This window comes from Hymenobacter nivis, assembly GCF_003149515.1.
GTDB lineage: Bacteria > Bacteroidota > Bacteroidia > Cytophagales > Hymenobacteraceae > Hymenobacter > Hymenobacter nivis.
In genome coordinates this window covers 3,214,709-3,239,674 of the sequence record NZ_CP029145.1, presented here as the reverse complement: position 1 = coordinate 3,239,674, position 24,966 = coordinate 3,214,709, and the positions used below count along the sequence as shown (strand labels likewise).

General features: G+C 62.2%; 23 protein-coding genes and 1 tRNA gene. 10 read left to right on the top strand and 14 right to left on the bottom strand.

The features are described from left to right. Window positions 1–60: 60 nt before the first annotated feature. From DDQ68_RS14345 to DDQ68_RS14330, 4 genes are all read right to left on the bottom strand, one after another. Window positions 61–585 (bottom strand): hypothetical protein, encoded by a 525-nt coding sequence (locus DDQ68_RS14345; RefSeq protein WP_109658442.1) that lies wholly within the window; start codon window positions 583–585, stop codon window positions 61–63. A gap of 160 nt (window positions 586–745) precedes the next feature. After that, a complete protein-coding gene (locus tag DDQ68_RS14340; RefSeq protein ID WP_109658441.1) occupies window positions 746–1,597 on the bottom strand; it encodes a (Fe-S)-binding protein in 852 nt (283 codons plus the stop codon). A gap of 93 nt (window positions 1,598–1,690) precedes the next feature. Further along, window positions 1,691–1,927: a hypothetical protein gene (locus DDQ68_RS14335; protein ID WP_109656916.1), complete on the bottom strand. Its 237-nt coding sequence runs from the start codon at window positions 1,925–1,927 to the stop codon at window positions 1,691–1,693. A gap of 58 nt (window positions 1,928–1,985) precedes the next feature. Further along, window positions 1,986–3,377, bottom strand: a complete 1,392-nt coding sequence (locus DDQ68_RS14330) for a 4Fe-4S dicluster domain-containing protein (RefSeq protein WP_109656915.1) — start codon at window positions 3,375–3,377, stop codon at window positions 1,986–1,988. A 171-nt stretch (window positions 3,378–3,548) separates the two neighbouring features. On the opposite strand from DDQ68_RS14330, the gene DDQ68_RS14325 reads away from it, so the two are divergent. Then, window positions 3,549–3,621, top strand: a tRNA-Phe gene (locus DDQ68_RS14325). Between the two features lie 181 nt (window positions 3,622–3,802). After that, window positions 3,803–4,375, top strand: coding sequence for a fasciclin domain-containing protein (locus DDQ68_RS14320; protein WP_211320153.1), 573 nt, complete (start codon window positions 3,803–3,805; stop codon window positions 4,373–4,375). A gap of 78 nt (window positions 4,376–4,453) precedes the next feature. On the opposite strand, the gene DDQ68_RS14315 is transcribed toward DDQ68_RS14320, so the two are convergent. After that, window positions 4,454–5,596, bottom strand: a complete 1,143-nt coding sequence (locus DDQ68_RS14315) for a J domain-containing protein (RefSeq protein WP_162550120.1) — start codon at window positions 5,594–5,596, stop codon at window positions 4,454–4,456. Window positions 5,597–5,779: 183 nt separating this feature from the next. Between DDQ68_RS14315 and DDQ68_RS14310 the strand changes: the two genes are divergently transcribed. From DDQ68_RS14310 to DDQ68_RS14300, 3 genes are read left to right on the top strand one after another with little or no spacing between them, the layout of a single operon-like run. Next, entirely contained in the window at window positions 5,780–6,148 is a 369-nt protein-coding gene (locus DDQ68_RS14310; RefSeq protein ID WP_109656913.1) for a phage holin family protein, read from the top strand. 29 nt (window positions 6,149–6,177) lie between these two features. Continuing rightward, complete coding sequence (locus DDQ68_RS14305; RefSeq protein WP_109656912.1) at window positions 6,178–6,960, top strand: hypothetical protein; 783 nt, start codon at window positions 6,178–6,180, stop codon at window positions 6,958–6,960. After that, a complete protein-coding gene (locus DDQ68_RS14300; RefSeq protein ID WP_109656911.1) occupies window positions 6,935–7,696 on the top strand; it encodes a geranylgeranylglyceryl/heptaprenylglyceryl phosphate synthase in 762 nt (253 codons plus the stop codon). Before DDQ68_RS14305 ends, DDQ68_RS14300 begins: the two co-directional genes overlap by 26 nt. A 125-nt stretch (window positions 7,697–7,821) precedes the next feature. Here DDQ68_RS14300 and DDQ68_RS14295 read toward each other — a convergent pair whose 3' ends face one another. Next, window positions 7,822–8,748: an AraC family transcriptional regulator gene (locus DDQ68_RS14295; RefSeq protein WP_109656910.1), complete on the bottom strand. Its 927-nt coding sequence runs from the start codon at window positions 8,746–8,748 to the stop codon at window positions 7,822–7,824. A 166-nt stretch (window positions 8,749–8,914) separates the two neighbouring features. Next, window positions 8,915–10,075, bottom strand: coding sequence for an acyl-CoA dehydrogenase (locus tag DDQ68_RS14290; protein WP_109656909.1), 1,161 nt, complete (start codon window positions 10,073–10,075; stop codon window positions 8,915–8,917). A gap of 202 nt (window positions 10,076–10,277) precedes the next feature. Here DDQ68_RS14290 and DDQ68_RS14285 point away from each other — a divergent pair, with 202 nt between their 5' ends. Continuing rightward, window positions 10,278–11,585, top strand: coding sequence for an OmpP1/FadL family transporter (locus DDQ68_RS14285; RefSeq protein WP_109656908.1), 1,308 nt, complete (start codon window positions 10,278–10,280; stop codon window positions 11,583–11,585). Between the two features lie 33 nt (window positions 11,586–11,618). Beyond that, window positions 11,619–12,962 carry an SGNH/GDSL hydrolase family protein gene (locus DDQ68_RS14280; protein WP_109656907.1) on the top strand — a complete coding sequence of 448 codons (1,344 nt, stop codon included), beginning with the start codon at window positions 11,619–11,621 and terminating at the stop codon, window positions 12,960–12,962. 89 nt (window positions 12,963–13,051) lie between these two features. On the opposite strand, the gene DDQ68_RS14275 is transcribed toward DDQ68_RS14280, so the two are convergent. Next, the gene (locus tag DDQ68_RS14275; RefSeq protein WP_109656906.1) at window positions 13,052–14,020 is read right to left on the bottom strand and encodes a YpdA family putative bacillithiol disulfide reductase; all 969 of its coding nucleotides are present in this window, start codon (window positions 14,018–14,020) and stop codon (window positions 13,052–13,054) included. A 118-nt stretch (window positions 14,021–14,138) separates the two neighbouring features. Here DDQ68_RS14275 and DDQ68_RS14270 point away from each other — a divergent pair, with 118 nt between their 5' ends. After that, a complete protein-coding gene (locus DDQ68_RS14270) occupies window positions 14,139–15,053 on the top strand; it encodes a class I SAM-dependent methyltransferase (RefSeq protein ID WP_109656905.1) in 915 nt (304 codons plus the stop codon). A 37-nt stretch (window positions 15,054–15,090) separates the two neighbouring features. On the opposite strand, the gene DDQ68_RS14265 is transcribed toward DDQ68_RS14270, so the two are convergent. From DDQ68_RS14265 to DDQ68_RS14245, 5 genes are all read right to left on the bottom strand, one after another. Continuing rightward, a complete protein-coding gene (locus tag DDQ68_RS14265; protein ID WP_109656904.1) occupies window positions 15,091–16,707 on the bottom strand; it encodes a carboxylesterase/lipase family protein in 1,617 nt (538 codons plus the stop codon). 154 nt (window positions 16,708–16,861) lie between these two features. Further along, window positions 16,862–18,691: a molecular chaperone HtpG gene (gene htpG, locus DDQ68_RS14260; RefSeq protein WP_109656903.1), complete on the bottom strand. Its 1,830-nt coding sequence runs from the start codon at window positions 18,689–18,691 to the stop codon at window positions 16,862–16,864. A 128-nt stretch (window positions 18,692–18,819) separates the two neighbouring features. Further along, on the bottom strand, window positions 18,820–19,323 hold the full coding sequence (locus DDQ68_RS14255; RefSeq protein ID WP_109656902.1) for a hypothetical protein: 504 nt from the start codon (window positions 19,321–19,323) through the stop codon (window positions 18,820–18,822). Window positions 19,324–19,507: 184 nt separating this feature from the next. Continuing rightward, on the bottom strand, window positions 19,508–19,951 hold the full coding sequence (locus DDQ68_RS14250) for a Fur family transcriptional regulator (RefSeq protein WP_109656901.1): 444 nt from the start codon (window positions 19,949–19,951) through the stop codon (window positions 19,508–19,510). 82 nt (window positions 19,952–20,033) lie between these two features. After that, window positions 20,034–20,501, bottom strand: a complete 468-nt coding sequence (locus DDQ68_RS14245; RefSeq protein WP_109656900.1) for an STAS/SEC14 domain-containing protein — start codon at window positions 20,499–20,501, stop codon at window positions 20,034–20,036. Between the two features lie 620 nt (window positions 20,502–21,121). On the opposite strand from DDQ68_RS14245, the gene DDQ68_RS14240 reads away from it, so the two are divergent. Together DDQ68_RS14240 and DDQ68_RS14235 are read left to right on the top strand one after the other, a co-directional pair. Next, window positions 21,122–21,469, top strand: a complete 348-nt coding sequence (locus DDQ68_RS14240) for a hypothetical protein (RefSeq protein ID WP_162550119.1) — start codon at window positions 21,122–21,124, stop codon at window positions 21,467–21,469. A gap of 458 nt (window positions 21,470–21,927) precedes the next feature. Beyond that, window positions 21,928–24,282: a TonB-dependent receptor gene (locus DDQ68_RS14235; protein ID WP_245897050.1), complete on the top strand. Its 2,355-nt coding sequence runs from the start codon at window positions 21,928–21,930 to the stop codon at window positions 24,280–24,282. 114 nt (window positions 24,283–24,396) lie between these two features. On the opposite strand, the gene DDQ68_RS14230 is transcribed toward DDQ68_RS14235, so the two are convergent. After that, on the bottom strand, window positions 24,397–24,837 hold the full coding sequence (locus DDQ68_RS14230) for a GNAT family N-acetyltransferase (protein ID WP_109656897.1): 441 nt from the start codon (window positions 24,835–24,837) through the stop codon (window positions 24,397–24,399). Window positions 24,838–24,966 lie beyond the last annotated feature (129 nt).

The following is a 24,966-nucleotide window of genomic DNA, read 5'->3' as shown; positions in this document are numbered from 1 at the left end:
CCGGACGGCCCGTTCGGGCGCCGTTTTTGGGTTAGCAATAATACTACGTTTCCGCAGGGTTTAGGCCGGCGTGGGGGCCCCAGCGGACTCAGCAGGGGCGGGCGCGAAGTAGCGGGCCAGCCACGTGCGGCCGGCCGGCGCGGGCCACCGGGCCTCCATCTCGGCCTTAGTGGCCACGGTATTATCGAAATAGGGCGTTTCGGGGCCCAGCGTGCCCGCGGCTACGGCAAGCTTCAGGGCACGGCGCTCCAGTAGCTCCAAGCCGGCGGCGCCCCCAAAGGCCAGGTGTGCCTTGTCGAGTAAGCTAATGGACAGTGCGTTTTCCAGTTCGTGTACGAAGCGCACCGACGTATCAATGGAGCAGCCGCTGGCCCCGGCCACCGCTTCATCAAGCCCAATGACCAGAAACTGCCGGTGCCGAAACTCGGCCGCCGCGCGCAGGGCCGCGCCGTGGCTGGTCCAGGCGGTGGCAAACTGGGCCAGGTGGGGGCCCACGGCGGCTAGCTCAGCGTCGGTCAGGGGCCGGTTGGCTTGGTAAATCCAGACCCGCGCGGTGGGGGGCAGGGCATCGAAGGTCACATTCATAAAGCACGGATTTTGCGGATTTTTCAGGAGGATTTTGCGGATTCTGGGGCTGTGGTAGTCCAACAGCTTTGTTTTCTCAAACAGTGCCGCTAGGCGACTCAAAAACAAAAATTACCCAAAAAAATCTGCAAAACCCGTCAAATCCGCAAAATCCGCGATTCTAGGCGTTGATGCCTTCGGCCGAGGCCACCAACTCGGCCAGGTCGAACACTTGTACTTTGCTTTCTTGCCCCTTGTTTTTCACGCCGTCGCTCATCATGGTCATGCAAAACGGGCACGATACGGCGATGATGCTACCCTGCAAATCGTGGGGCCCCGGGGCGGCGATTTCGGTTTCGACGCCGCCCAGGTTGGCCAGCGCGGCCGCCGCGCCGCTCAGCGTGGCCAAGGCCTCTTCGGTGCGCTCGATGTTGATTTCCTTCTTGCCCGGCTCGGCTTCCTTCCACATTTGGGCCCCGCCGGCCCCGCAGCATAGGCCGTTGGCGCGGCTACGCTTCATCTCTACCAGGTCGGCGTCGAGGGTGGCCAGCACGTCGCGCGGGGCTTCATAAATGTTATTGGCGCGGCCCAGGTAGCACGAATCATGGAAGGTGATGCGGCGGCCCTTGAAGCTTTCGCCGCCCGTTACGCCCACCTTGCCTTCGTTGATGAGCTGCTGCAAGTACGTGCTGTGGTGAATCACTTCGTAGTCACCACCCAGCGCCGGGTACTCGTTCTTAATCGTATTGAAGCAGTGCGGGCAGGCCGTCACGATCTTCTTGATGCCGTAGCCGTTCATCGTAGTAATGTTCTGCATGGCCTGCATCTGAAACAGAAACTCGTTACCGGCCCGCTTGGCGGGGTCGCCGGTGCACGATTCTTCCAGGCCCAGCACCGCGTACTTGGTACCCACGTGGTCGAGAATGCGCACGAAGGCGCGCGTCACGCGTTTGTAGCGTTCATCGAAGGCTCCGGCACAACCCACCCAAAACAGGATTTCGGGCGACTCGTTGCGGGCCGCCAAGTCGGCCATGACGGGAACGGTAATCTGGCGCGGGGCCGGGGCAGTTTCGGGCAGCATAAAGGCAGAAAAGGCATGCGGGCTGGGGCCCGGGGCGGGATGGTATTAGTAAACGTACAGGCGCCGCGCGTCGGCGCCAGGGGCCCCACCAGGCCGGGTGCTGGCAGCGCGGGTGCTGGTAGCGCGGGCCTGGCGGCGAGCCAACTCAAACGCTTCGGCGGGCCCTTCGAGGTACTGCCGGAACGTGGCCACCGGCGGACCGGAACGTGTGGTAGGCGTAGTAAATTCCGCGGGCGAGTCGGTCGAAGCGGCGGATTGCGAGGAATCGGTGAGCTTTTGCATGGCGCGGAACGGAAAAAGGGTGGAATTTTTTGAATACCAGCGGACCGCGCGCACGCGGTCACACCGCAGCGGGTACTAAGGTCAAGTCTTTTACGTATAAATCGTCGGCCCAGTTAAAACGGTCGGAAGGCGAGAAGGCCCACGGGGCCCCATTGTTTTCAATGTTCGAGAACATGACATTGAGCGAGTTCGGGGCCGCCGATTCTTCGAGTACCAGAAAGCGCCGCATTTCGATGATGCTTTCGAGCGGGTTGATGTTTACGGGGCAGCTTTCTACGCAGGCGTTGCAGGTGGTGCAGGCCCACAGCTCCTCGGGCGTCACCTTGCCGCGCAGCAGCGTAGCGTTGGCCAGGTCCGTAATGGGCTCGTGCTTGGCCTCGGCTCCGTACACGTTGGGGCGGAAAATGAGCGGCGAATTATATTTTTCCTCCACCCGGTCGCGGGTATCCATAATGATTTTGCGGGGCGAGAGCAGCTTGCCCGTGAGGTTGGCGGGGCACACCGAGGTGCAGCGGCCGCACTCGGTGCAGGAGTAGGCGGCCAGCAGGTTGGTCCAGGGCAGGTCCTCCACGTCCTTGGCCCCGAAGGGCATGGGGGCCAGGGCCGAGCCGTCGGGGCCCAGCGGCGCGGCGGGCACTTCGTAGCTCGGGTCCATCATGGCCTTCACCTCGTGGGTGATACTCTCCACGTTGCTGAACTGCCCCTGCGGCACTAAACGCGAGTACCACACCCCCGGAAATGCCATGATGATGTGGAAGTGCTTCGAGCTGGGTAGATAGTTGAGAAACAAGAAGATGCCCGTGATGTGGATCCACCAGCCGGCACGCTCCAGCACGGCCAGCGTACCCACGTTGGTAGGCAGCAGGCCGCTCAGGAAGTAGCTCACCGGGAAGGCCCCAGGCAAGGCTTTGCCTTCTACTTGGTGCAGGCGGATATCGGCCGAGTTCATAAAAAACAGCGCCGCCATCAGCACCACTTCCACGTAGAGAATGATGTTAGCATCGAGCTTGGGCCACATCCGCAGCTCGGGCCCGGTGAAGCGCTTGAGCGGCGGGTGGCGGTTACGCCGCCACCATAAGGCCGCCACGGCCACCAGCACCAGCGCGGCCAACACCTCGTTAGTGGCCATCAGGGCGCTGTACACCGGCCCGAGGAAACCCAAAAAGCGGTGGGTGCCGAACAAGCCGTCGATGACGATTTCCAGCACTTCAATGTTAATTACCCAGAAGCCCACGTACACCACCAGGTGCAGCAGGGCGGGGGTAAGGCGCTTGAACATTTTCTGCTGCCCGAAGGCTACGAGCAGGGTTTTGCGCAGGCGCTCGGCCGGGTGGCCGCTCATATCCCGGTCGCGCCCGACAAGGACGTTGGCCCGGATTTTCCGGACTTGCCAGGTAAAGAAGCCGAACGCGGCCACCAATAGTAGCGCAAAAAGAATGGATTGCAACATAGCAGTAAATATAAACAACCAGCACCGATTGGGCCCGCAATTTAGTAGGCATGCCGAACATAAGGCAACGGCCCCGGGCCCCGGCGTATCTTTTTAACTGAAATTCTTGCGCCTTGGTTTTGCCTGCTTACCTTTGCGGTCCCGAAGCCAAAGAAATTAGCCTCGTAATATGGCAACATAGCTCAGTTGGTAGAGCACAGCACTGAAAATGCTGGTGTCGTTGGTTCGATTCCAACTGTTGCCACGAAAAAAAGCCCGTAGCGTTCTGCTACGGGCTTTTTTTATGCCCGTTAGGAGCCCAAAATCAAGCCGATAAGTATGGGAAACCAGAAAAAATATCGTGCTGCAATCCAACGAACGTGGCTTCGGCGTAGGTGGGGTATCAGTTTCAACCACTCATTTTATCTGTTTACCCTTTTACCCTGATGAAAAAGACTCTTTTCTCCCTAGCCTTGGGCATGCTTTTGAGCGCCGGTATTTCGACCGCCGCCTCGGCCCAGGCCAAAATGACCCCCGGTACCGTGATGGTGGGCGGCGCGGCCATGTACCCCACGAAAAACATCATCGAGAACGCCGTTAACTCGAAAGACCACACTACGCTGGTGGCCGCTGTGAAAGCTGCGGGCCTGGTGGAAACCCTGGAAGGCGCCGGTCCTTTCACCGTATTTGCCCCCACCAACGAAGCCTTTAACAAGCTGCCCGCTGGTACGGTAGAAACCCTGCTGAAGCCCGAAAACAAGGCAACCCTCACCAAAATCCTGACCTACCACGTAGTGGCCGGCCGCATGACTGTGGCTGACCTCAAGAAAGCCATTAAGGCCGGTAAAGGCAAGGCTACCCTCAAAACCGTGAGCGGCGGCACCTTGACCGCTATGATGAAAGGCCCCAAAACCATTGAGCTGAAAGACGAGAAAGGCGGTATTTCGACCGTGACCATCGCCGACGTGATGCAGAGCAACGGCGTAATCCACGTCATCAACACCGTGCTGATGCCTTAGTTTGAGCGAACCGCTTAAAAGAATAAAACCCCGCTGGCGTAAAGCCAGCGGGGTTTTTTGTGGCCCATCGGGGCCATGCTAGTGGCAGCTTTGCTTGTAAGCCGCGCCCGCAAAAATGTAGCCCAGCTCCAGCGACCGCCGGAAAAACTCGCACGCCGCCGGGGCATTGCCCAAGCGCTGGGCTAGGCGGCCGAGCAAGAAATGCGTTTGGCCATCGAGCGGGCGGGCCAGCAAGGCCGCTTCGTACGCCGCCCGGGCCTCGGGGTAGCGGCCCAGCGTAGCCAGGGCCAGGCCGCGCAGCTGCGCGGCCCGCCAAGGCCCCGGCTGCCCGGCGGCCCGCGCCAGGGCCAAGCTTTGGTCAAAATCGGCCAGGGCGGCGGCGGGGCGGTGCAGGTCGAGCAGGCGGCCCTGGCCCCGGGCCACCCAGGCGGCGCTAAGGGTCGAGTCAAGGGCCAGGGCCCGCGAATACGCCGCATCGGCTCCGGGGGGGTGGCCCAGCGCCGTTTCGCAGCGGCCGAGGTAATAGCAGAGGTGCGCCGCCACAGCAGGTGGATTCTCTTGCCGCAACGCGGCCTGAAAGTCGGCGCGGGCCGCGGCCGGGTCATGAATCACCAACAGTTGCAGCTCGCCGCGGCGGCGCAGGGCCCCCGCGGCATTGGGGCGAAAATCAAGCGTTTGGCTGAATTCCGAATAAGCCGCGGTGAAGTCGCCGCGCACGTACGCGGCCAAGCCATCGCGGTAGTGGGCGTTGGCCGTCACGCGGTCCATCGTGGCCTTCACCGACAAGCTGAACAGCGCCGCCGCCGCCAAAAAAGCCAGCGTCAGCAGCCAGTCGCGCCGCATGAAGCGCACGCGCTGGCGCGGAATGGTTTGGTAATGGCGCTCGCGGCTGCTGGCGGGTGGGCGCGTGCGCAGCGGCGCGGGCGGCGGCATGGGCACGCCGTACACGTGCTGGCTGGCGGGGCGGTACTGCTGGTGGCGGCGCTCGTCGTCGGCGCGGCGGGTGGCCTGGGCCAGCTGGAAATCGTAGGTAGCGCGCCGGCCGGCGTCGCCCAGCACGCGGTAGGCCGTGGCCACGGCCTTGAACTGCTCTTCGTAGCGCACATCGCCGCCGTGCTTGTCGGGGTGGTAGCGCACCACTAGCTGCCGGTAGGCACGCTTCACGTCGGCGGCCGATGCCGTAGGGGCAACGCCCAGCACTTGGTAATGGGTTTGGCTCACGGGAAAACTCGAAACGGAACGGGAACCGGGGTCCCCACGGCTCACGCAACAGCAAACTAACCGGCGGGGTTGCGGCCCCGCCCGGTGCAAAAGTCAGCCCTGGCCGGCGGTTTTGCGTAGAAGTGGCCGGTACCGCCCGTAGGCACCGCATGTCTGCTATCTTCTGTTTTTCCTCCCGCACCTATGGCCCACGACGACCATTCCTCCGCCCCGCGCCCCGAAACCCTTATCAGCAACCTCACCGGCTACCTCGATATCCGTATCGACCTGATTCGCCTGGAGTTGCAACAGCGAGCTAACGTTCTCTTCGGTAACGTATTGCATGGCGTATTTCTGGCCTTTTTCGGGTTGATGTTTTTTCTGTTCCTCAACCTGTACGCCGCGCTGGCCCTGAACGACGTGTTCAACAGTTCTTCACTGGGTTTCGCGGCCGTGGCTGGCTTTTATTTGCTGCTATTGGTGCTGGTGCTGGTGGGTGTCGATAAAAAAGTGTTTCAAGGCGTGGCCGACAAAGTGTTGAAAGACACCATCTACAAATCAGACAAGCACTAATACCCGCCGTTTCTTCCCATTCTTTCGCCATGAGTGACCTGCACAACCCGCTTTTCGACAGCGAAAAAGAGTTTCTGGAGCAAAAAAAACTTGAGTACGAACGCGCCCTGCGCGGCGACGTCGAGCAGATAAAAGAAAAAACCGTGCAAGTGGGCAAAGTGGCCCTGGCCGGTGCGGGCTTGGCGGGCAGTGTGTGGCTTATCACCCGTCTCTTTAGCAGCCGCAAGCCAAAGCACCGCCGCTTTGCCAACGAGAGCGGCCCCGTAGCGCCCCCCAAAGGTAAAAAAGATAAAAAAGGGCCCCCAGACCCCAACGGACCCAAATCGGCGGCGGCATCGGCAGCGGTGTTTCAGGAAATGATGGGCTTCGACGCGGCCCCGGTAGGCCGGGCCGCTCAGCCCGTAGTCCACGAGCCTGATCCGTTCGAGCCCCAGCCCCAGCCAGCCGCCTCGGCTCCCAAGGCCGTAGCTGCCCGGCCGGCGCCCGCTTCCAAAAAAGCGGCTCCCGCAAAACCAGCGGTTCTTAAGGAGTCGTGGCTGAAATCGGAAGCTGCTAGTACGCTGGGCGCTTTGGCAAAGGCCGCCTGGCAGTCGGACGTGGCCCGGGGCTTGATTTCGCAGGCCGCGGCGGCGGGCATTGCGGCGCTGGTGAGCCACAAGGCCGCTAACTCGGCTCTGGAGGATGCGCAAGCGCCCAAAAATCCCGACCTTGCGGCCCGCGCCGACGCGGCTGCCGCTGGTGCGGGGGCCGCGGGGCCGTTTTCCCCCGCCCAGCCCAGCACCCCGGATGCGCCCCGCCAGCACCCTGCTTGATTCGTTTATTGCCCACCGGCAGCACGGCCGCAAGGCGCTGGCTGTGCTACTCGACCCTGATGATTTTACCGAAGCCAGCCTGCGCGACCTGTTGGCGCGCGTAGCCGAGCATCCCGTTGATTACTTTTTTGTGGGGGGCAGCTTGGTGCTGAGTGCGCACCAAGCTGCCCTTCTGGCGTTGCTAAAGGCCCATAGCCAGGTGCCAGTGCTGCTTTTCCCCAGCCACAGCCTGCACCTGGAGGGCCCCGCCGACGGCCTGCTGCTGCTTTCCCTCATTTCGGGCCGCAACCCTGAGTTCCTCATCGGGCAGCACGTGGTAGCGGCCCCGCGCCTGCGTGCCAGCGGGCTGGAACTGCTGCCCACCGGCTACTTACTAGTGGATAGCGGCCGGCCCACCACGGCTTCGTACATGAGCGGCACCGCCCCGCTGCCGCACGATAAGCCTGGCATTGCCGCCACTACGGCCCTGGCCGGGGAGCAGCTGGGCCTGCGCCTCACCTACCTCGACGGTGGCAGTGGGGCCCTGTACCCTGTATCTGAGGCCATGATTGCCGCTGTGCGCTCCACGGTGGCCACGCCCCTCATCGTGGGTGGGGGCCTCAACACCGCCGAGAAAATTACGGCTACTCTCGCTGCCGGGGCCGATGTAGTGGTGGTGGGCAACCGCATCGCCGAGGAGCCGGCGTTTCTGGCCGCCGCGGTGGCTGCGGTGCGCGGGGCCGCGGTGGCGGTGTAGTTTGGGCGCCGTGGGGGCCCCGAGGCATTGGCTGCGGGCCCCAAAAACAGCAGGGACCCCACGGCGCGGCTGGCCGTGGGGTCCCTGCTGGATGATAACTTGCTGCAACCGATTGCCTGGCGCTGCTAGATGTTCATTGCCGACTCGCGGCGGCGCATCTTGCCGGCCGGAATGCCGAACATCATCTTGAAGCGGCGGCAGAAGTAGGCCGTATCCTTGTAGCCCACGTCCTTGCCAATTTCGCGGATGCTCTTTTTGGTGGTGCGCAGTAGGAACACGGCGCGCTCCATGCGTTGGTACTCAATGTAATCCTGCGGGTTGATGTTGGTCAGCATTTTGAAGTACTGGCCCACATAGTCCTCGCTCACGTTAGCTACGCCGCTGAGGACCTTGTTCGAGAGGTCGCCACCGAGGTGCTCCTTGATGTAGTTAAACAGGTCAATCAGGCGCGGGTCTTTGAAGTAGGTGCTATTGGTGGCCAGCTGCTCCACAAACATGTTGTTTTGCAGCACGTAGCGCACCACTTCCACCACCAGGTTCTCGGTGTAGATGCTGATGAGCCGCTCACGGCCGGGCAGGTCCTGAATGTTTTCCTCGACCACCTGCTTGATGAGGTTGGCCATCTTTTTGTTCTTGTTGATAAGGAACGCCGGCACGTCGAGCGACGCGAAGAAGTTCACCGAGTCGAACACCTTGGCGTCGAAGCTCACGAAGCTGTGGCTCTGCTCGGCGTCGCCAATCAGGTCGATGTGGTCGTTGGAGGAGAAAAACTTGTCTTTGTTGGTAATCAGGTCGTCGTTGGTAATAACGCGGCCGCCCGGCTCGTTGCCGTAGCCCACGCGGGTAGCCCGGCCGCCGGGTACGAACAGCATCTCGCCTTCTTCAACCACGTGCGAGTCCTCACCGAAGGAAACGCGGCCTTTGTGCAGCAGGATAAGGGTGTTGCCGACATCATAAAAATTTCGCACAGTAAAGGGTTGCTGCAGTACCAAATTCTTGGATTTGATGTAGCGGACACCTAACGATTCAATGACTTTATTGTAATCTTCCATTTTAAAATATCCTTGTAGGGCGGTTAGTAAGTGTAGTTCTAATGCAAATTCTAGTAAATGATACAATCCGAGTACAATACAACAGATAAACAGCGAGAAAAACTAAAAACCCAGCCTTTTTTTAGCTGGGTTTTGTGCAAATAATCTGAAAATGTGGCAATTCACCTTATTTGAGGATTTCCCGCGAGATTACAATTTTTTGAATCTCAGAAGTTCCCTCGTAAATCTGAGTGATTTTGGCATCGCGCATAAAACGCTCAACGTGATATTCCTTCACAAAGCCGTACCCGCCGTGAATTTGCACGGCTTCCACGGCCGCATCCATCGCCGTTTTCGACGCGAAGAGCTTGGCCATGGCCCCGGATTTAGCATAATCGGCGTGGTGGTCCTTGTCGGTGGCGGCTTGCAAGCACAGCAAACGGGCGGCGTCGATGTTGGTGGCCATATCGGCCAGCTTAAATTGGATTGCTTGGTGCTGGGCAATCGGCACACCGAAGGCTTTGCGCTCCTTGGCATACTTCAGGCTCAGCTCCAGGGCCCCCGAAGCAATGCCCAGGGCCTGCGCCGCGATGCCGATACGGCCCCCGGCCAGCACCTGCATGGCAAACTTAAAGCCGAAGCCGTCGGCCCCGATGCGGTTCTCTTTGGGCACTACCACGTCGGTAAACATCAGCGAGCAGGTATCGGAGCCCCGGATGCCGAGCTTGTTCTCCTTGGGGCCCTGAATGAAGCCGGGCGTGTCTTTGTCCACAATCAGCACGTTGATGCCGCGCGACTTCAGCTCGGGGTTGGTTTGGGCGATGACCAGGTACACCGAGGCCGTGGTGCCGTTGGTAATCCAGTTCTTGGTGCCGTTCAGCAGGTAGTAGTCGCCCATGTCTTCGGCGGTGGTGCGCTGGCTGGTGGCGTCGGAGCCGGCTTCGGGCTCGCTCAGGGCGAAGGCGCCGATGATTTCGCCCGAGCACAGGCGCGGCAGGTACTTCTGCTTCTGCTCCTCGGTGCCGTATTGCTCCAGGCCCCAGCACACGAGCGAGTTGTTCACGCTCATAATGACCGAGCACGAGGCATCAACCTTGCTTATTTCTTCCATTGCCAGCACATAGCTAACGGTGTCGAGGCCCGAGCCGCCGTACTCGGGGCTCACCATCATGCCCATGAAGCCGAGCTCGCCCATTTTTTTGACCTGCTCGGCCGGAAATTTCTGGTGTTCGTCGCGCTCAATCACACCCGCCCACAGTTCGGACTGGGCAAAATCGCGGGCCGCGTCGCGCACGGCTAGCTGCTCTTCACTAAGTTGGTAAATAGAGGAAATGACGTCAGGTAGCATAACTGCGGGGGGGCCGGAGCCAGAAGTGAAAATGAGTGGATGATAAACGCTCAAAAATACGCAGCAAGGCGCCTTTTGACGGTACTAAGATACAAAACCCGGGGAATGTAGTAGGTACGCCGAGTATTACTAGAAATCGATTGCATGTTTTCCCATTACATTTAAGCCCCAGAATCATTATCTACTCTTCGTTTCTTTTTTTATGATGCTAAAAACTTTACTCCTTGCTAGCGGAACCCTGCTGGGCAGTGCCGCCACGGCCGCGGCCAGCGGCTTCCAGATAAACCTGGGCGGGCAGCAGAATATTGGCATGGGCGGCGTGGGCGTAGGCCTCTCGCTCGACCAGGCTGCTATGTTCTACAACCCCGGGGCCCTGGCCATGGTGCGCGCCAACGGCGTGCAGGTGGGCGCCAACTTTGCCCTGGCCCGCGGGGCCTACGCGAGCGACAACGGCGGTGCGCAGCGCGATTTGCAACATCTACTGGTGACGCCCTTCAACCTCTACGCTGCGTTTGGCAAGGCGGGCAAGTATAAGTTCGGGGTGGCTGTGTACACGCCCTACGGCAGCCAGCTGCGCTACGCCGACAACTGGGAGGGCCGCTACAGCCTGACGGAGATTAACTTGCAGTCGGTGTACGTGCAGCCCACGTTCTCCTACGCGTTTTCGCCCCAGTTTAGCGTGGGCGTGGGCGTGACCATGCTGGCCTACGGCTCGGTGAACTTGCAGAAGGACCTGCCCCTGCCCACGGGCCCCGCCCACCTCACCCTCGACGGCACCACCAAGTTTCAGGTGGGCGTCAACGCCGGCCTGTACTTCAAGCCCAGCGATAAGCTGAGCCTCGGTATTAGCTACCGCTCGAAGATAGACGCCCAGGTGAAGGGCGGTAACGTAAGCTACTCTGGCTTGGCCACCGGCGCCTCGGCCCCCGCCGTCAACCGCGGCTTCACGGCCACGAATTTCGACGCCACGCTGCCGCTGCCGGCCATGGCGTCGGTGGGCATCGGCATCATGCCCACCGAGAAGCTCACCATCGGCTTCGACGCCTCGCTGGTGTTTTGGAGCGCTTACCGCACCCTTGACTTTGCGTTCTCGGGCAATAACGGTAACGGCGGCACCGCCACCGCCGCCAACACCGGCCTAGTTGGCGGCAGCACCACCAGCACCTCGAAGCGCTACTACCAGGACGCGCTGGCCTTCCGCGTGGGCGGCCAGTACAAGGCCACCGACCAGCTAATTCTGCGCCTGGGCTCGGCCTATGACTTTGCGGCGGTGAAGGACGGCTACGTGACGCCCGAAACCCCCGACGCCGACCGCTACATCGCCACCGCCGGCCTCACCTACCAGCCCAACCCGCACCTGGGCATCGACGCCTCGTTTCAGTTCGAGCGCTTCGCTAAGCGCAGCCAGTCGCAGTCGGACCTGCTCAACAATGGCACCACCGACCGCGTGGCCGGCACCTACCGCACCGACATCTTCATTCCCGGCATCGGGGTGCGCTACTCGTTCTAACGAATCTTCTCCTCGCTACAAGCATACGTATTTATGAACCGGATATTTAAGTATTCTGCGCCGGCCCTGGGCCTGCTGGGTTTGGCGGTGGGCGGCTGCCAGCCCAACATCGACGCGCCCGCGGCGGCGGCCGGCACGGCCGATTTCACCAGCTACGTGGCTGTGGGCAATTCGCTCACGTCGGGCTACTCCGACGGGGGCCTCTACAACGAGGCGCAGGCCACGTCGTACCCCGCCATCCTGGCCCAGCAATTCGGCAAAACGGGCAAGGGCCCCGCTAGCTTCGCGCAGCCGTCGTTCGCTCCCGCCCAGCAAGATGGCTCGGGCCACGTCAAGCTGCAAATTGTGAACGGGGCCCTGGCGCCCGTGGTGCCTTCGGCCGCTAATGGCTACCTGGGCGAGAAACTGGCCGCTACCGGCAGCGCTCTGGCCAGCGGCCAGCCGCAGCTAGCCGCTTACACCGGTGCGCAGCCAGACAACCTGGGTGTGCCCGGCATTTCGGTGCTGAGCAGCGTATCGGCCTTCACCGGCGGTTTGGCACCCTACGGCTTGCTCAACCCGTTTTATGAGCGCCTGCTTACGGCTGCCGAAAAGCCCAGCAAGGATTACGTAACGTACATCGGCCAGAAGACGCCGACCTTCTTCACCTGCTGGATGGGCAACAACGACGTGCTGACTTACGCCTCCAACGGCGGGGTGGCCAGTGCTGCCGACCCTTTCAGCAACCTCACCGATACCACGCGCTTTGGCATCGGCTACCGGGCCATTCTGGGCACCATGTCGAAGAAAGGCACGGTGGCCGGCATTGCGGCCAACATTCCGAACGTAACCGGCATTCCGTATTTCACCACCGTAACAGTGGCTGCTGTAGCTGCGGCGTTTAAAGCCGCCAACGCGGCTTCGCCCGGCGTGTTCATCCAGACCAGTAGTACAACGACCCCGGTGCGGCTGGCCACCAGCGCCGATTTGTTGACCCTTACCGCCCAAGCCGTTGTGGCCACGGGCGCGGGCTCGACGCCTAGCAATCCGCTTCCCAATAAGTATGTGCTCGACGCAGACGAAGCCGCAGCAGTGGTGGCCCGGACCATTCAGCTCAACGCCATTATTGCTAAAACTGCCCGCCAAAACAAAGTGGCGCTGGCGGATATGAATACTTTTTTTACGACCGTGGCGCAGCAAGGCGTGGCGTTCAACGCAGTGGCCAACTCGTCAGCTTTCGTCAGCGGCAACCTGTTTGGCCTCGATGGGGTGCACCCCACGCCCCGTGGCTATGCCTTGTTGGCCAATGAGTTCATTCGCAATATCAATAATTATTATGGCGCGTCCATTCCGACGGTAAACATCAACGAATACCGCGGCGTGGTCTTCCCGCAGTAAGCCAGGGCCCCCAGGGCCCCAAGCAAAAGCCTCCTTTCCCACAGCTGGGGAAGGAGGCTTTTTTGTGCTGAAACCGACCGTTGGGGGCCCTAGGCGGGCACGCCGGCCGCGAGGTGCGCGGCGATGAGCTGGGCATGGTGGCGGCCGTTTTCGATGAACCAGCGGCTGGTGGCACGGCCGCCGCACACGGTGCCGGCCACGAATACGCCGGGGTTAGTGGTTTCGTGGGTAGCGGGGTCGAAGAGGGGGGCGCGGGCCTCGTCGGCGGGGTCGGGCTCGATGCCGAGGCGGCCGAGCAAGGCCTCGTCGGGGTGGTAGCCGGTGAGGGCGTACACGAAATCGGTAGGAACTTCCTGCGGGCCCTCGGGGGTGAGAATTTCCACGGCGTCGGGCCGGATGGCCGTGATGGTGGTGTTAAAGTAGGCCGTGATTTTGCCTTCTTTGATGCGGTTCACCAGGTCGGGCCTAATCCAGTACTTCACGGAGTCGCTCACCTCGGGGCCCCGCACGAGGAGCGTGACCTGGGCCCCGGCGCGGGTGAGTTGTAAGGCGGCTTTGGCCGACGAGTTTTTGGCCCCGATGACCACCACGCGCTGCGCCACGTGCAGGTAGGGCTCGCGGTAGTAGTGGCTCACGTGGGGCAGATCTTCGCCCGGTACGCCCAGCGGGTTGGGTAAGTCGTAGAAGCCGATGGCTACCACCACGTTTCGGGTCGGAATGACGCCTTTATTGGTCGTTACCAAGAAATTGCCTTGCTCGCCGGTCAGGCTCAGTACCTCCTCGTGCAGGCGCAGGGCCAGGTTTTCGGACCGGGCCACGCGCTGGTAGTAGTCCAGGGCGTCTTCGCGCAGGGGCTTGTAGTGGAAAGTGGGGAAGGGGTAGCCGCCGATTTCGAGCAGCTCGGGCGTGGAGAAAAACTCCATGTTGTAGGGGTAGCCCACGATGGAATTCACCAGGGCCCCTTTGTCCACTACGGCCACTTGCAGGCCGCGGCGCTGGGCTTCGAGGGCGCAGGCCAGGCCCACGGGGCCGGCCCCAATTACAAGAACATCGAGCATAAAGAAAGGAGCTAAGCTAATTACGTAAAGTGGGGCGACCTTTGTGATGCGCGTCCCCGCGTTGTTGTACCAGAATTGATTGGGCAATGGCGCAAACCAGCAAGTTCGCGCTATTTCCATGCGTACCTGCGACTTGTGCGGCAGCTCCGATTTTAAAAAGCTGCCTTTCTACTACGAATTTGAGGGCCAAAAGCTGCAAGGCACCCGCTGCCGTCGCTGCGAGCTGATGTTCCTCGAACCGCAGCCCACACCGGCCCAGTTGGAGCGGCTCTACGGCAAAGAATACTTCACCGACCGGCCCAACTACGACCGTACCCAGCAGGACGTCAAGTTCATCGAAGACGGGCAGAAGAACGAAGCCTTAAACCAGTTGCGGCCCGACAAGTTCACCGACTATGTGCTGGCGCACTACCCGGGCCGGCAATTTCGCTACCTGGAGGTGGGCTGTGGCCCCGGCTACACCCTCAAAAGCCTGCAAGCCCTGGGCTGGACCACCCACGGCCTCGAAATATCCGAGCACGCGGCAGAATTCGCCCGCCACGAGCTGCACCTGCCCGTGGTGACCGGTAATATCGAAACCACCGAGGACTTCCACACCGACCAGTTCGACCTGGCCTACATGGGCGACGTGCTGGAGCACTTGCGCTCGCCCTCGGCCACGCTGGCCAAGTTCCACCGCATTTTGGGCCCCGGCGGGCTGCTGGTGCTGGCCCTGCCGTCGGTGCTGAACTTGCCCTCAGTGCGCCTGGGCTTTGCCGCCTACGGGGCCCTAGGCAAGGAGCGCAAGATGGATATTCCGCCCTACCATTTGTTCGAGTTCACGCCCAATACTATCCGCAAGATGCTGGAGAAGAACGGGTTTGAAGTCGTCGATTTGCTGAACCCCGTGAAGCCGCCCAAGCACATCCGCCTGGGCGGCAGCATGATTGAGAAGGTGAGCAAGCTGGCCGGCCAGTACCCCACCTACTACCTCAACAAGCTCACCGGCCGCTTCGGCGACCGGATATTTGTAGTGGCCAAAAACCTGAAATAGGGCCCCGGCGTGGCTACCCCGGGGCCCCGGTGGGGCCCTATTTCTGCTCCAGAAAGAGGTAGCGCGCCCGGGTTTGGTCGGGCTCGGCGCGGGTGTTCACGTCCACGCGCAGCAGCTGCCCGCCGGGGCCCTGCTGGGCGGCCGGCCACGCGGGCAGGCCGGGGCCGTTGGGGTTACCGGTTTTGATGAAGTTGGCGAAGTAGGCTTGCAGCTGCTCCGATACTTTGTAATCGTCGGGCGTCCAGGCAAATACCTTGTTAGTGGGCAGGTTACCCAGCGCGTACTCAATCTCGGCTGAGTGCACCGCGCCCTTGGCCGGCGGCGCCGGGGCCCCCGCACCGCCCTTGATGACGCCGCCCGCCAGGCCGGGCGTGGCATTGCCTAGCTCGGGCACCAAAGCCGGGCGGGGGCGGGCGTAGAGGTAGCGGTACACGGGCCGGCCGCCGGTTTGGGTCTGCAAGTCGGCCCATTTCCAAGTGCTGTAGGCGATGAACCGGTCACTGGCCAAATCGGTGGCCGACTGCTCGGCCGTGGCGGCGGGGTAGAGCTTTAGGGCCCTGGCGGCGCGCTCACCGTACAGCTTCTGTACGGCGGCTTGGTAATTTTCCGCCGTGGGCGGGTTGGGCCCCAGTAGCATCTGGTAGCCCATTTCCTGCGAGTTCCAGCCTACCAGCAGCGGTACGTGCGCCTGCTGGCCGGCACTAAAGATTTCAGTGGGCGAGCGGGGCAGGAAATACCCGTCTACGTTGGGTGAAAAGCGAGGCGCGTCTGGTTTGCCGGTGGCGGCCAGCACTTGCTCGGCCGGCAGGGCCCGCAGCGCCGCCAGCGTGGGGGCCCCCACCGCGGCGCCGAAAGCCACACCGGTCTGCTCGGCCTGGGCCAGCGTGGGCAGCGGCTGTAATCCCAGCAGCGAGCCGCTCTCGCCGATGGCGCCCGCCAGCAGATTTTTGGATAGCGGCGACGCCATTTGGGCGCTCACCGAGTACGAGCCGGCCGACTCGCCGGCGATGGTGACGTGCTGCGGGTCGCCGCCGAAGGCCGCAATATTAGCCTTCACCCAGGCCAAAGCCGCGGCCTGGTCGAGTAAGCCGTAGTTGCCGGAGGCGTGGTGGGGCGATTCCTGGGTCAGCTCGGGGTGGGCCATGAAGCCAAACACGCCGAGCCGGTAGTTCACTGTCACGGCCACAATGCCCCGCTTGGCCATGGCTTCGCCGTCGTAGCGCGGCTCCGAGCCGTCGCCGGCCACGAAACCCCCACCGTAGAAATACACCAGCACCGGCCGGCGCTCCTGGCCCGACTTGGCGCCCGTCCACACGTTCAGGTACAGGCAGTCCTCGCTCACGCCGTTCGAGCGAAAGTTCATGTCGCCGAACAGCGGCAGCTGCATGGCCCGGGGCCCAAACTGGGTGGCCGGCCGCACGTTGGCCCACGGCTGCACCGGTTGCGGGGCCTGCCAGCGCCGGGGCCCCACCGGCGGCGCGGCGTAGGGTACGCCCTTGAACTCGCGGATGCCACTGGTGGCTACGCTGCCGGCCAGCGCGCCGCTGATAACTTTCACCTGGTTGTTTTGCAGGCCCGTAGTCGGAGTTTTAATTGGCTGGGCCGTGGCCGCCAACGTGCCCGCCAGCAAGGCAATGGCAAGAAGTGCTTTCATACAGCAAGCTACGTCGAGCCCGGCATTTACCCATAAAAAAGCCCCGCGGCCAGTCCGGCCACGGGGCTTTTCGATTAGTTGTTGGTTACTGGTTATCAGTTAACAGGATTTATGCAACAGGTTGACCAACAACTGACAATCAGTAACCAATCTCTTACAGCAGTTCGGTGCTGCGCTTTACGAAGGCCGTGAGGGCCTCTCCTTTCAGCAGGCCCTGGGCCAGTCGGGCCAGGTCGAAGGCTTGCCGGGCCAGCTGCTCGCCGCCCTCGGCCAGCACGCGCTGGGCCACGGGGTGGTTGGCGTTCACGGTCACGTCGAAGCTCTCGGGGAAGGCCCCGAACATCTGCATACCGCCCCCGCCGCCGGTGCGCTGCATATCCTTCATGCGGCGCATGAACTCGTTCTGGGTGATGACCACCGGCGCATCTTGTGGGCTCAGGGCGGCCACTTTCACGTGCATGGCGTCGTTGGCAATGGCCGTTTTGAAGGCCTCCGCCAGCTTAGTCTGGTCGTCCTCGCTGAGCACGCTTTCGGTGGCTTCGTCCTTCTCGATGAGCTTGCCCACCGTGTCGGCGTCCACGCGCTTGAAGCTGGTTTTTTCCAGCTTCTGCTCCAGCTGGCCGATAAAGTGCGAGTCGAGCACCTGGTCGAGGTTCAGCACGTCGTAGCCGCGCTCCTGGGCAGCGACCACGAAGCCGTGCTGGGCCTCGGCGTCGTTAGTGTACAGCACCACGGTGTTGCCGTCCTTGTCCTGCTGATTAGCCTGGACGTGCTCGGTGTATTCGCTGAGGGTGAACAGCTTGCCGGCCACGTTCTTCAGCAGCACGAAGTCCTTGGCACGGTCATAGAATTTCTCGTCCGACAGCATTCCGTACTTTACGAACATGCCAATGTCCGACCACTTCGCCTCGTAGCCGGCGCGGTCCTTCTTGAACAAGTCGCCGAGCTTGTCGGCCACCTTGCGGGTGATGTAAGTGTTGATTTTGCGTACCGCCGCGTCGGCCTGCAAAAAGCTGCGCGACACGTTCAGCGGAATGTCGGGCGAGTCAATCACGCCGTGCAGCAGCATCAAAAACTCGGGTACCACATCTTTAACCTCGTCGGTGATAAAGACTTGGTGCGAGTAGAGCTGGATTTTGTTGCGCGAGAATTGTAGCTCGTCTTTCACCTTGGGGAAGTACAGGATGCCGGTCAGGTTGAATGGGTAGTCCACGTTCAGGTGAATCCAGAACAGCGGCGCGTCCATCGACATTGGGTACAGCTCCTGGTAAAACTTCAGGTAGTCCTCGTCGGTCAGCTCACTGGGCTGCTTCGTCCAGATGGGGGTGGTGTCGTTGATGAGCTGGCCTTCCAGCTCAATCGGCACCGGCAGGAATTTGCAGTATTTGGTGAGGATGGTGCGCAGCCGCTCCACTTCCAGAAACTCGTCCGAGTCGTCGGCCACGTGCAGCACCACGTCGGTGCCGCGCTCGGCCTTGGCGTGCTCGCCGGTGGGCTCGTCGATGGTGTACGACGTGCTGCCGTCGCAGGTCCAGTGCGCCGTCAGGGCCCCTTCTTGGTACGACTGCGACCAGATTTCGACCTCCTTGGCTACCATAAAGGAAGAGTAGAACCCCAGGCCAAACTGCCCGATGATCTGATCCTTGGCCGTGGCGTCGGTTTCCTTGTACTTCTCCACGAACTCGGTAGCCCCGGAGAAAGCAATCTGGTTAATGTACTTCTTGATTTCCTCGGCGCTCATGCCCAAGCCGTGGTCCGATACCGTGATTTTGCGGGTTTCCTTGTCCACGGTCACGCGCACTTTCAGTTCGCCCAGCTCGCCCTGAAACTCGCCTTGGCGGGCCAGGCTCTGCAGCTTTTGAGTGGCGTCGACGGCGTTACTCACCAGCTCGCGCAGGAAGATTTCGTGGTCGGAGTACAAGAACTTCTTGATGATCGGGAAGATGTTCTCGGTGTGGATCGAGATGGAGCCGGTTTCCTGCATGGCAGAATAAGTTGAATGAGGGCGAAATGGAAATTTTGGCCGGGCACGCCGGGGCGAGCCGCCACCGGGGCCGCTTCAAAGCGCGTTCCAAGCCGAAAAAAGCTGTCAGGTTGACAGCGCAGGGGCCCTTAGGGGCGGTAGTAGTAGGCGCGGGGCTCCTGCACGCCGCCCGGCGGCGGGGGCGTGGGCCCGAAGGCCTCGTCCCATTCCGCTAGTAGCTCAGGCACCAGCGGCGAGTATTCGGTCAGCCAGCGCAAGCCGGCCACCGGATGCGAGAAGAACTGCACGTCGAATTTGATGAACGGGCGGCCCACCAGCAAGAGGTTTTCCACCGCTTGGTGGTTGTAGATGCGGCGGGGCGATAGCATGATAACCACTTGTTGTAGTGGTAGTTGTAGTAAACCTGGAATCCATTGGATAGCCAACCATGCCTGGTCGTAGGCCGAAATGTCGGGCAAGGCGTCCAACTCAAACAGGCACCGGCGCACGCCCAGGCGCTGGGCAACTGCCTGGGCCTGGGTTAGGGCCCCACGGAACTGGCTCATGTCGCGGCCCGCGGCCCAATTGATGCGCAGCAAGCTCAAGGGCTCGCTGTACTGCATCAGCAGCTCGCCAATTTCGTTGATAATCATATAGAAACAGCGCCTAACAGCGCAGGACCCAGCTAGATGAATGCAATAGTACGCAACGGCCCGCATAAAATAATGCACCGCTTTAGGGCCTCAACTACTGAAAAAACCCCCTTCTGGGCCTTACTATCTAGACCAACGGGGTGAAAAACCCGGTCGGTAAGCCGCTCGGCTCGGCCAATCGGGTTTAGCCAGCGGGTTGGCACAGCTGGCACGTACCCGAAAGTAAGTAGTCGCGCCGCTTGGCCTGGAAGCCGCCGGGCAGCGTCACGGCCGGAATGGCCACCTGGCTCAGGCAATACGTGTGGGCGCAGGTGCTGCACTTAAAGTGCACATGGTTGTCGAAGTGGGCCCCGGCGCTGCACTCAATGGAGCAAGCCGCGTAGCGCAGCACGTCCGAATCGTCGATGACGCGGTGGATGAGGCCGCTCTGCTCGAAGCTTTTGAGGGTGCGGTACAGGGTGATGCGGTCGGTGCCGGGCCCCGTTTCCTGCTCAATCTCGGCCCCGGTGAGGGCGTAGCCTTTGCCCGCCAGGGCGGCCAGCACGGCGCGGCGCACGGGCGTTTGGCGCAGCCCGTGGCGGATGATGGTTTGAGCGAGACGGTCGGGGGCAGAGGCGGCGGGGGGCATGGGTCAAAACTACGGACAAGGGGCGGTGTGCGCTGCCCCGCCCCACCAAAACCACCGCCGGCCGCGAAGGGTTTCCGGGGGCTCAGGCCGGCGGGGCCCCAGTAGGGCCCGGCCCGGCCGTCCACTCGGCTTGCAGGCGCCGCACGGCCGCGTCGGAGCCAGTGAGCCAATGCAAGGCAGCAGCTGCGTCGTCGAAGAATTGAAATTGAAAGCTGCGCAAGTGGCTGGGGCCCAGCATATTTTCCATTTTGGCCCAGTTGTGCAAATCGTACTCATTGTCGAATACCATCGCGGCTTGCAGCAGGCAGGCCTGCCGGGGGATGCCCGGCAGCCAGTGCTGAGCCAGCCAGATTTCCTCGGTGACGGAGGTGGGCGGCATCCCCGTGAAATCAACCAGCACCCGGGTGGCCTGGTGCTGGGCCAGCAAGGCCAGCCCCCGCATAAACGCCGGCCGGGTGTGGGCCTCCGATGGTATCGCCCACTGGAAGCGCAGCAGGCGCAGCTCCGCGTCGGCCTGTGCCACGAGCGAATCGACAACGGGGAGGAGCATGGGTGGGAAATAAATATCAGGGCGGGGCAGTCGGTAAAAATACGACTACAAGCTCTCTGCTGGCGCGGGCCGCGCAAGTATACTGGGGCCCCTATGGTAGTTTTCAGGTCCGTGTACAGCCCGGTCCGCCGGCTTTTTCAGCCGACCGACCGGTTGATTAGCAGCCATTTGTTCTCCCTGGCGATAAGTAGTCGGCCAGCTGAAAAAGCCGGCGGACCGGGCTGTACACGGACCTGAAAAACGCTCTAGCGTACTTGCGTGGCCCGCGCCAGTGGCAAGCCGTTGGCCCCTCGTGCCGCCCAGCGCCGCACCCTGCCAACGGGCAGCTTGCTTAAGCCCGCGCCCACGGCGTTGCCGGCGGCCATGGCCTTATAGAGATGAGTAGGGTTCCATAAATACAACTATGTTGCATTTATGGAAATTCCGATTTGCAGGGTCGTTTAATTATGTAGTGTTAGTGTTTACTAACGAGTTAGGGGCAATGCTGGCTAGTTGCCAAAAAGTAGCGCTCCCACCAAAACTTAGCGCAATTATGTTGCAGTGTTATACCTTTGGGGCCCCGGTGGGCTGCCGGCCTGCGGGCCGCGTGGGCCGCCGCCAGCCCCTCACCTACGTTGCCCGTGCCGTTGCGTCGCCAACTCTGTGCTGCTTTCCTGCTGCTCTGCTTCGTGCGGGTGCTGCCGCCGGAGGCGTGGGTGCTGGCGCTGCACGCCCACGCGCACACCACCGCCGAGCCAGCGCGGCGCGCCAGCTTTGGCCCCGCTAAGGGCAAGGCCCTGCTGAGTGGCCAGCACCGGCACTGCCACGAAGAGTCGTTCTACGACGCGGCTTTCCAGCCGGCGGCGCCGCTGGTGGTGCCGGGGCCCCGGCGCTCGGCCGTGGTGGGGGTGCTCACGCCCTTCGCGGCGTCGGTGTGGGCCGAAGTCGTGGCGGCGCAGCGCTGCCTGCGGGGGCCCCCGGTGGCGTAGCGCCGCCGCATCATTTGGCGCGGGCCCTGGGGCACCTGCCGCTCACTTAATTTTCCGGGGCCATCTACCGTGCCCGCCGGCTTGGCGCCTGGGGCGGTTTGCACGCTGCTTTGCGCAGGTTTTACTGCTGATGGCCACGCATTTAAATAACACAACTAAGTATGGGTATTCCTGCACGACTCAATAAGTACGCTTTGCCGCGGTTGGCAGCTTCTGCCTTCTCCCGGTTGGTTTTAGGGAAATTGCGGGGAGGCCTTGGCCCTTGGCCGGGGCTCTCTTGCGCGGTAGCTGGCCGGCCGCGGATAGGTTTTCAATCTGCCCTGGGGGCCCGCAACGGCTTGCGCCTGGTGATCATCAATACATTGCTATTAAGTGGGTTAGCACAACACGTCGGGGCCCAAACCACGGTCTCCGCGCCACGGGCCCGGCCCGCGGCTAGCCCGGCTTTCACCGGCCGCGTGACGGACGCCGCCACCGGCGAGGCCGTGCCGGGCGCCACCGTGCTCTTCACCGACCTCAAGCAGGGTACGGCTACCGACGTGGCCGGCAACTTCAGCTTTGCCAACCTGCCGCGGGGCCGGTTCGGGGTGCAAATTCGTTCGCTGGGCTATACCACCGTGAGCCTAACCCTGGATACGGGCGCGGGCCAGCCGCTGGCCGTGAAGCTGAGCCCGGCGGCCACCGAAATTGGCCAGGTGGTGGTCACGGGCGTGTCGGCGGCCACCGAGGCGCGCCGCTCGCCGGTGCCCACTACCGTCATCGACCGCACCCGCCTCAACCAAACCTCGGGCACCAACGTGATTGACGCCATCGCCCACACGCCGGGCGTGAGCCAGATCACCACCGGGGCCGCCATCAGCAAGCCGGTGGTGCGCGGGCTGGGCTATAACCGCGTGACGACCCTGAACAACGGCGCCAAGCAGGAAGGCCAGCAGTGGGGCGACGAGCACGGCATCGAAATCGACGAGTTCAGCATCGACCGGGTCGAGATTATCAAGGGCCCCGGCTCGCTGCTGTACGGCTCCGATGCCATGGCCGGCGTCATCAATTTCCTGGCCCCCGAGCCCATCGCCGAGGGCCACATCATCGGCTCGGCTACGGCCAACTATCAGACCAACAACCGCCAGCAGGGCTACTCGTTCGAAAACGCGGGTAACCTCAATGGCCTGAACTGGCTAGCCCGCGGGACCCGCAAAGTGGCCGGTGACTACCAAAATCGCTACGACGGCCGCGTTTTCAACTCGGGCTTTAACGAGTGGGACGCCAACGGCTACGTGGGCCTGAACAAAAGCTGGGGCTACTCGCACCTCACCTTCAGTACCTTCAACCAGCAGCTGGGCCTGATTGATGGCCGGCGCGACTCGGCCAGCGGGCGCTTCGTGCGCGACTACGCCATCGCCGGGGCCCTGTTTTCGGTGCCGGTGGCCAACACTGGGTTCAGTGGCTACGAGCTGGCCGTGCCGCGCCAGCAAATCAACCACTTGCGATTTGGTACCGACAATAGCTTCGTCCTTGGCGACCGCGGGGCCCGGCTGGCGCTGCAAGTGAACTACCAGCAGAACCTGCGCCGCGAGTTCGGCAACGCCCTCGACCCCGCCGAAACCAACCTCTACTTCCAGCTCCGCACCCTCGACTATGCCCTGCGCTACTACCTGCCCGAAATGGCCGGCTGGAACCTGACCGTGGGCACCAGCGGCCTGCACCAGCAAAACCGCAACCTGGGCCAGGAATTCCTCATCCCGGGCTACGTGATGAACGAGGCCGGCGTGTTTGGCGTGGCCAAAAAAACCATCGGTAACCTCGACCTCAGCGGGGGCCTGCGCTACGACGTGCGCCGCCTCGGGGCCGATGCGCTGTTTTTGGACGCCAACGGCCGGCCCACCACTTCTGGGGCCCCCGACTCTGAAACTAAGTTTGGCGGCTTCCGCAGCACGTTTAAGAACTACAGCGGCAGCCTGGGCGCGGCCTACAACCTGAGCGACCGCCTTACGGTGAAGGCCAACGTGGCCCGCGGCTTCAGAGCCCCCAACATTGCCGAGCTGGGCTCGAACGGCCGCCACGAGGGCACGATTCGCTACGAAATTGGTCAGTCCGACCTCAAGGCCGAAACCAGCTTGCAGGTGGATGGCGGCATCAGCTACGCCACCGACCACGTGCGCCTGACCGTGGACGCGTTCGAGAACAGCATTGATAACTACATCTTTACGCGCCGCATCCTCAACCGCGCCGGCACCGACTCGATGACCGTGGCCATGCCTGAAAGCCCCAGCGTGGGCGTATACGAGTACGCCCAGGGCCGCGCCCGTCTGATAGGCGGCGAGGCTACGTTTGATGTGCACCCGCACCCGCTCGACTGGCTGCACTTCGAGAACTCGTTTTCGATGGTGCGCGCCCGCCAGCTGGGCGTGGGCGACGCCGAACGCTACCTGCCCTTCATCCCCGCCGACCGCCTGCAATCGGAGCTGCGCGGTAACTTCCGCCGCCAGGGCAAGCGCCTCACCAACAGCTATGTGCGATTCCAAATGGAGCATACTTTTGCTCAAAATCGGTATTTTTCGGCCTTCGGTACCGAAACTGCTACGCCCGCCTATACGCTCTTCAACGCCGGCGTGGGCACCGATGTGGCCGATGCCCGGGGCCGCACGCTGTTCTCGCTCTTCGTCACGGCCAACAACCTCTTCGACGTGGCCTACCAAAGTCACCTCAGCCGGCTCAAATACGCCGACCTCAACTACACCACCGGCCGCATGGGCGTCTTCAACATGGGCCGCACGGTGAGCTTCAAAGTAGTGGTACCGCTGAGCTTCAAGTAGGGCTGTAACGCAACTGTAGCGTGGGCTTTGCAGTCCGCGGCTCTCGCTTCGTTCTGTTGATTATCGGGCAGCGACCGGGCAGCGCCGCGGACTACAAAGTCCGCGCTACAGTTGCTACGGAGCTGGGTACGGGTTGGGGTGCGCAATTTCCAGCCAGCGCTCGGTGTTTTTTAGCGGCGTGTAGCCTTGTTGCCGGTAGAGGCCGTGGGCGTCGAGCGTGGCTAGCAGGTGGCGGCGCAGGTTCTGCAAATCGGGGTGGGCCAGCATAGTGCTTACTAGCTGTTTGGATAGGCCCCGGCCCCGGAACTCGGGCAGTACAAACACGTCGCACAGCCAGGCAAACGTGGCCCGGTCCGTAACGACGCGGGCGAAGCCAGCCAGGCGCCCGTCCGGGGCGTAGGCCCCGAAACAAAGCGAGTTGGCCAGGGCCCGCGCTACCGTATCGTAGGGGATGTGCCGGGCCCAGTACGACTCCGCGCTGAGGTAGCGGTGGACGGCGGCCACGTCGAGCCGGGCCGGATCGGTGCTGATGGTGAAAGTAGGAAGCAGCGCCATAACAACAAGCAAGTAAGGGGATAACAACAAGGTTGCAAAAGTGCGGCAGGGGCTCCGGTTGGGGCCCCGCCTCGCAAATCTATTGCCTGCCCGCGCCGAACTTCGCCGCCGGGTCCTGTGGTTAGCGGG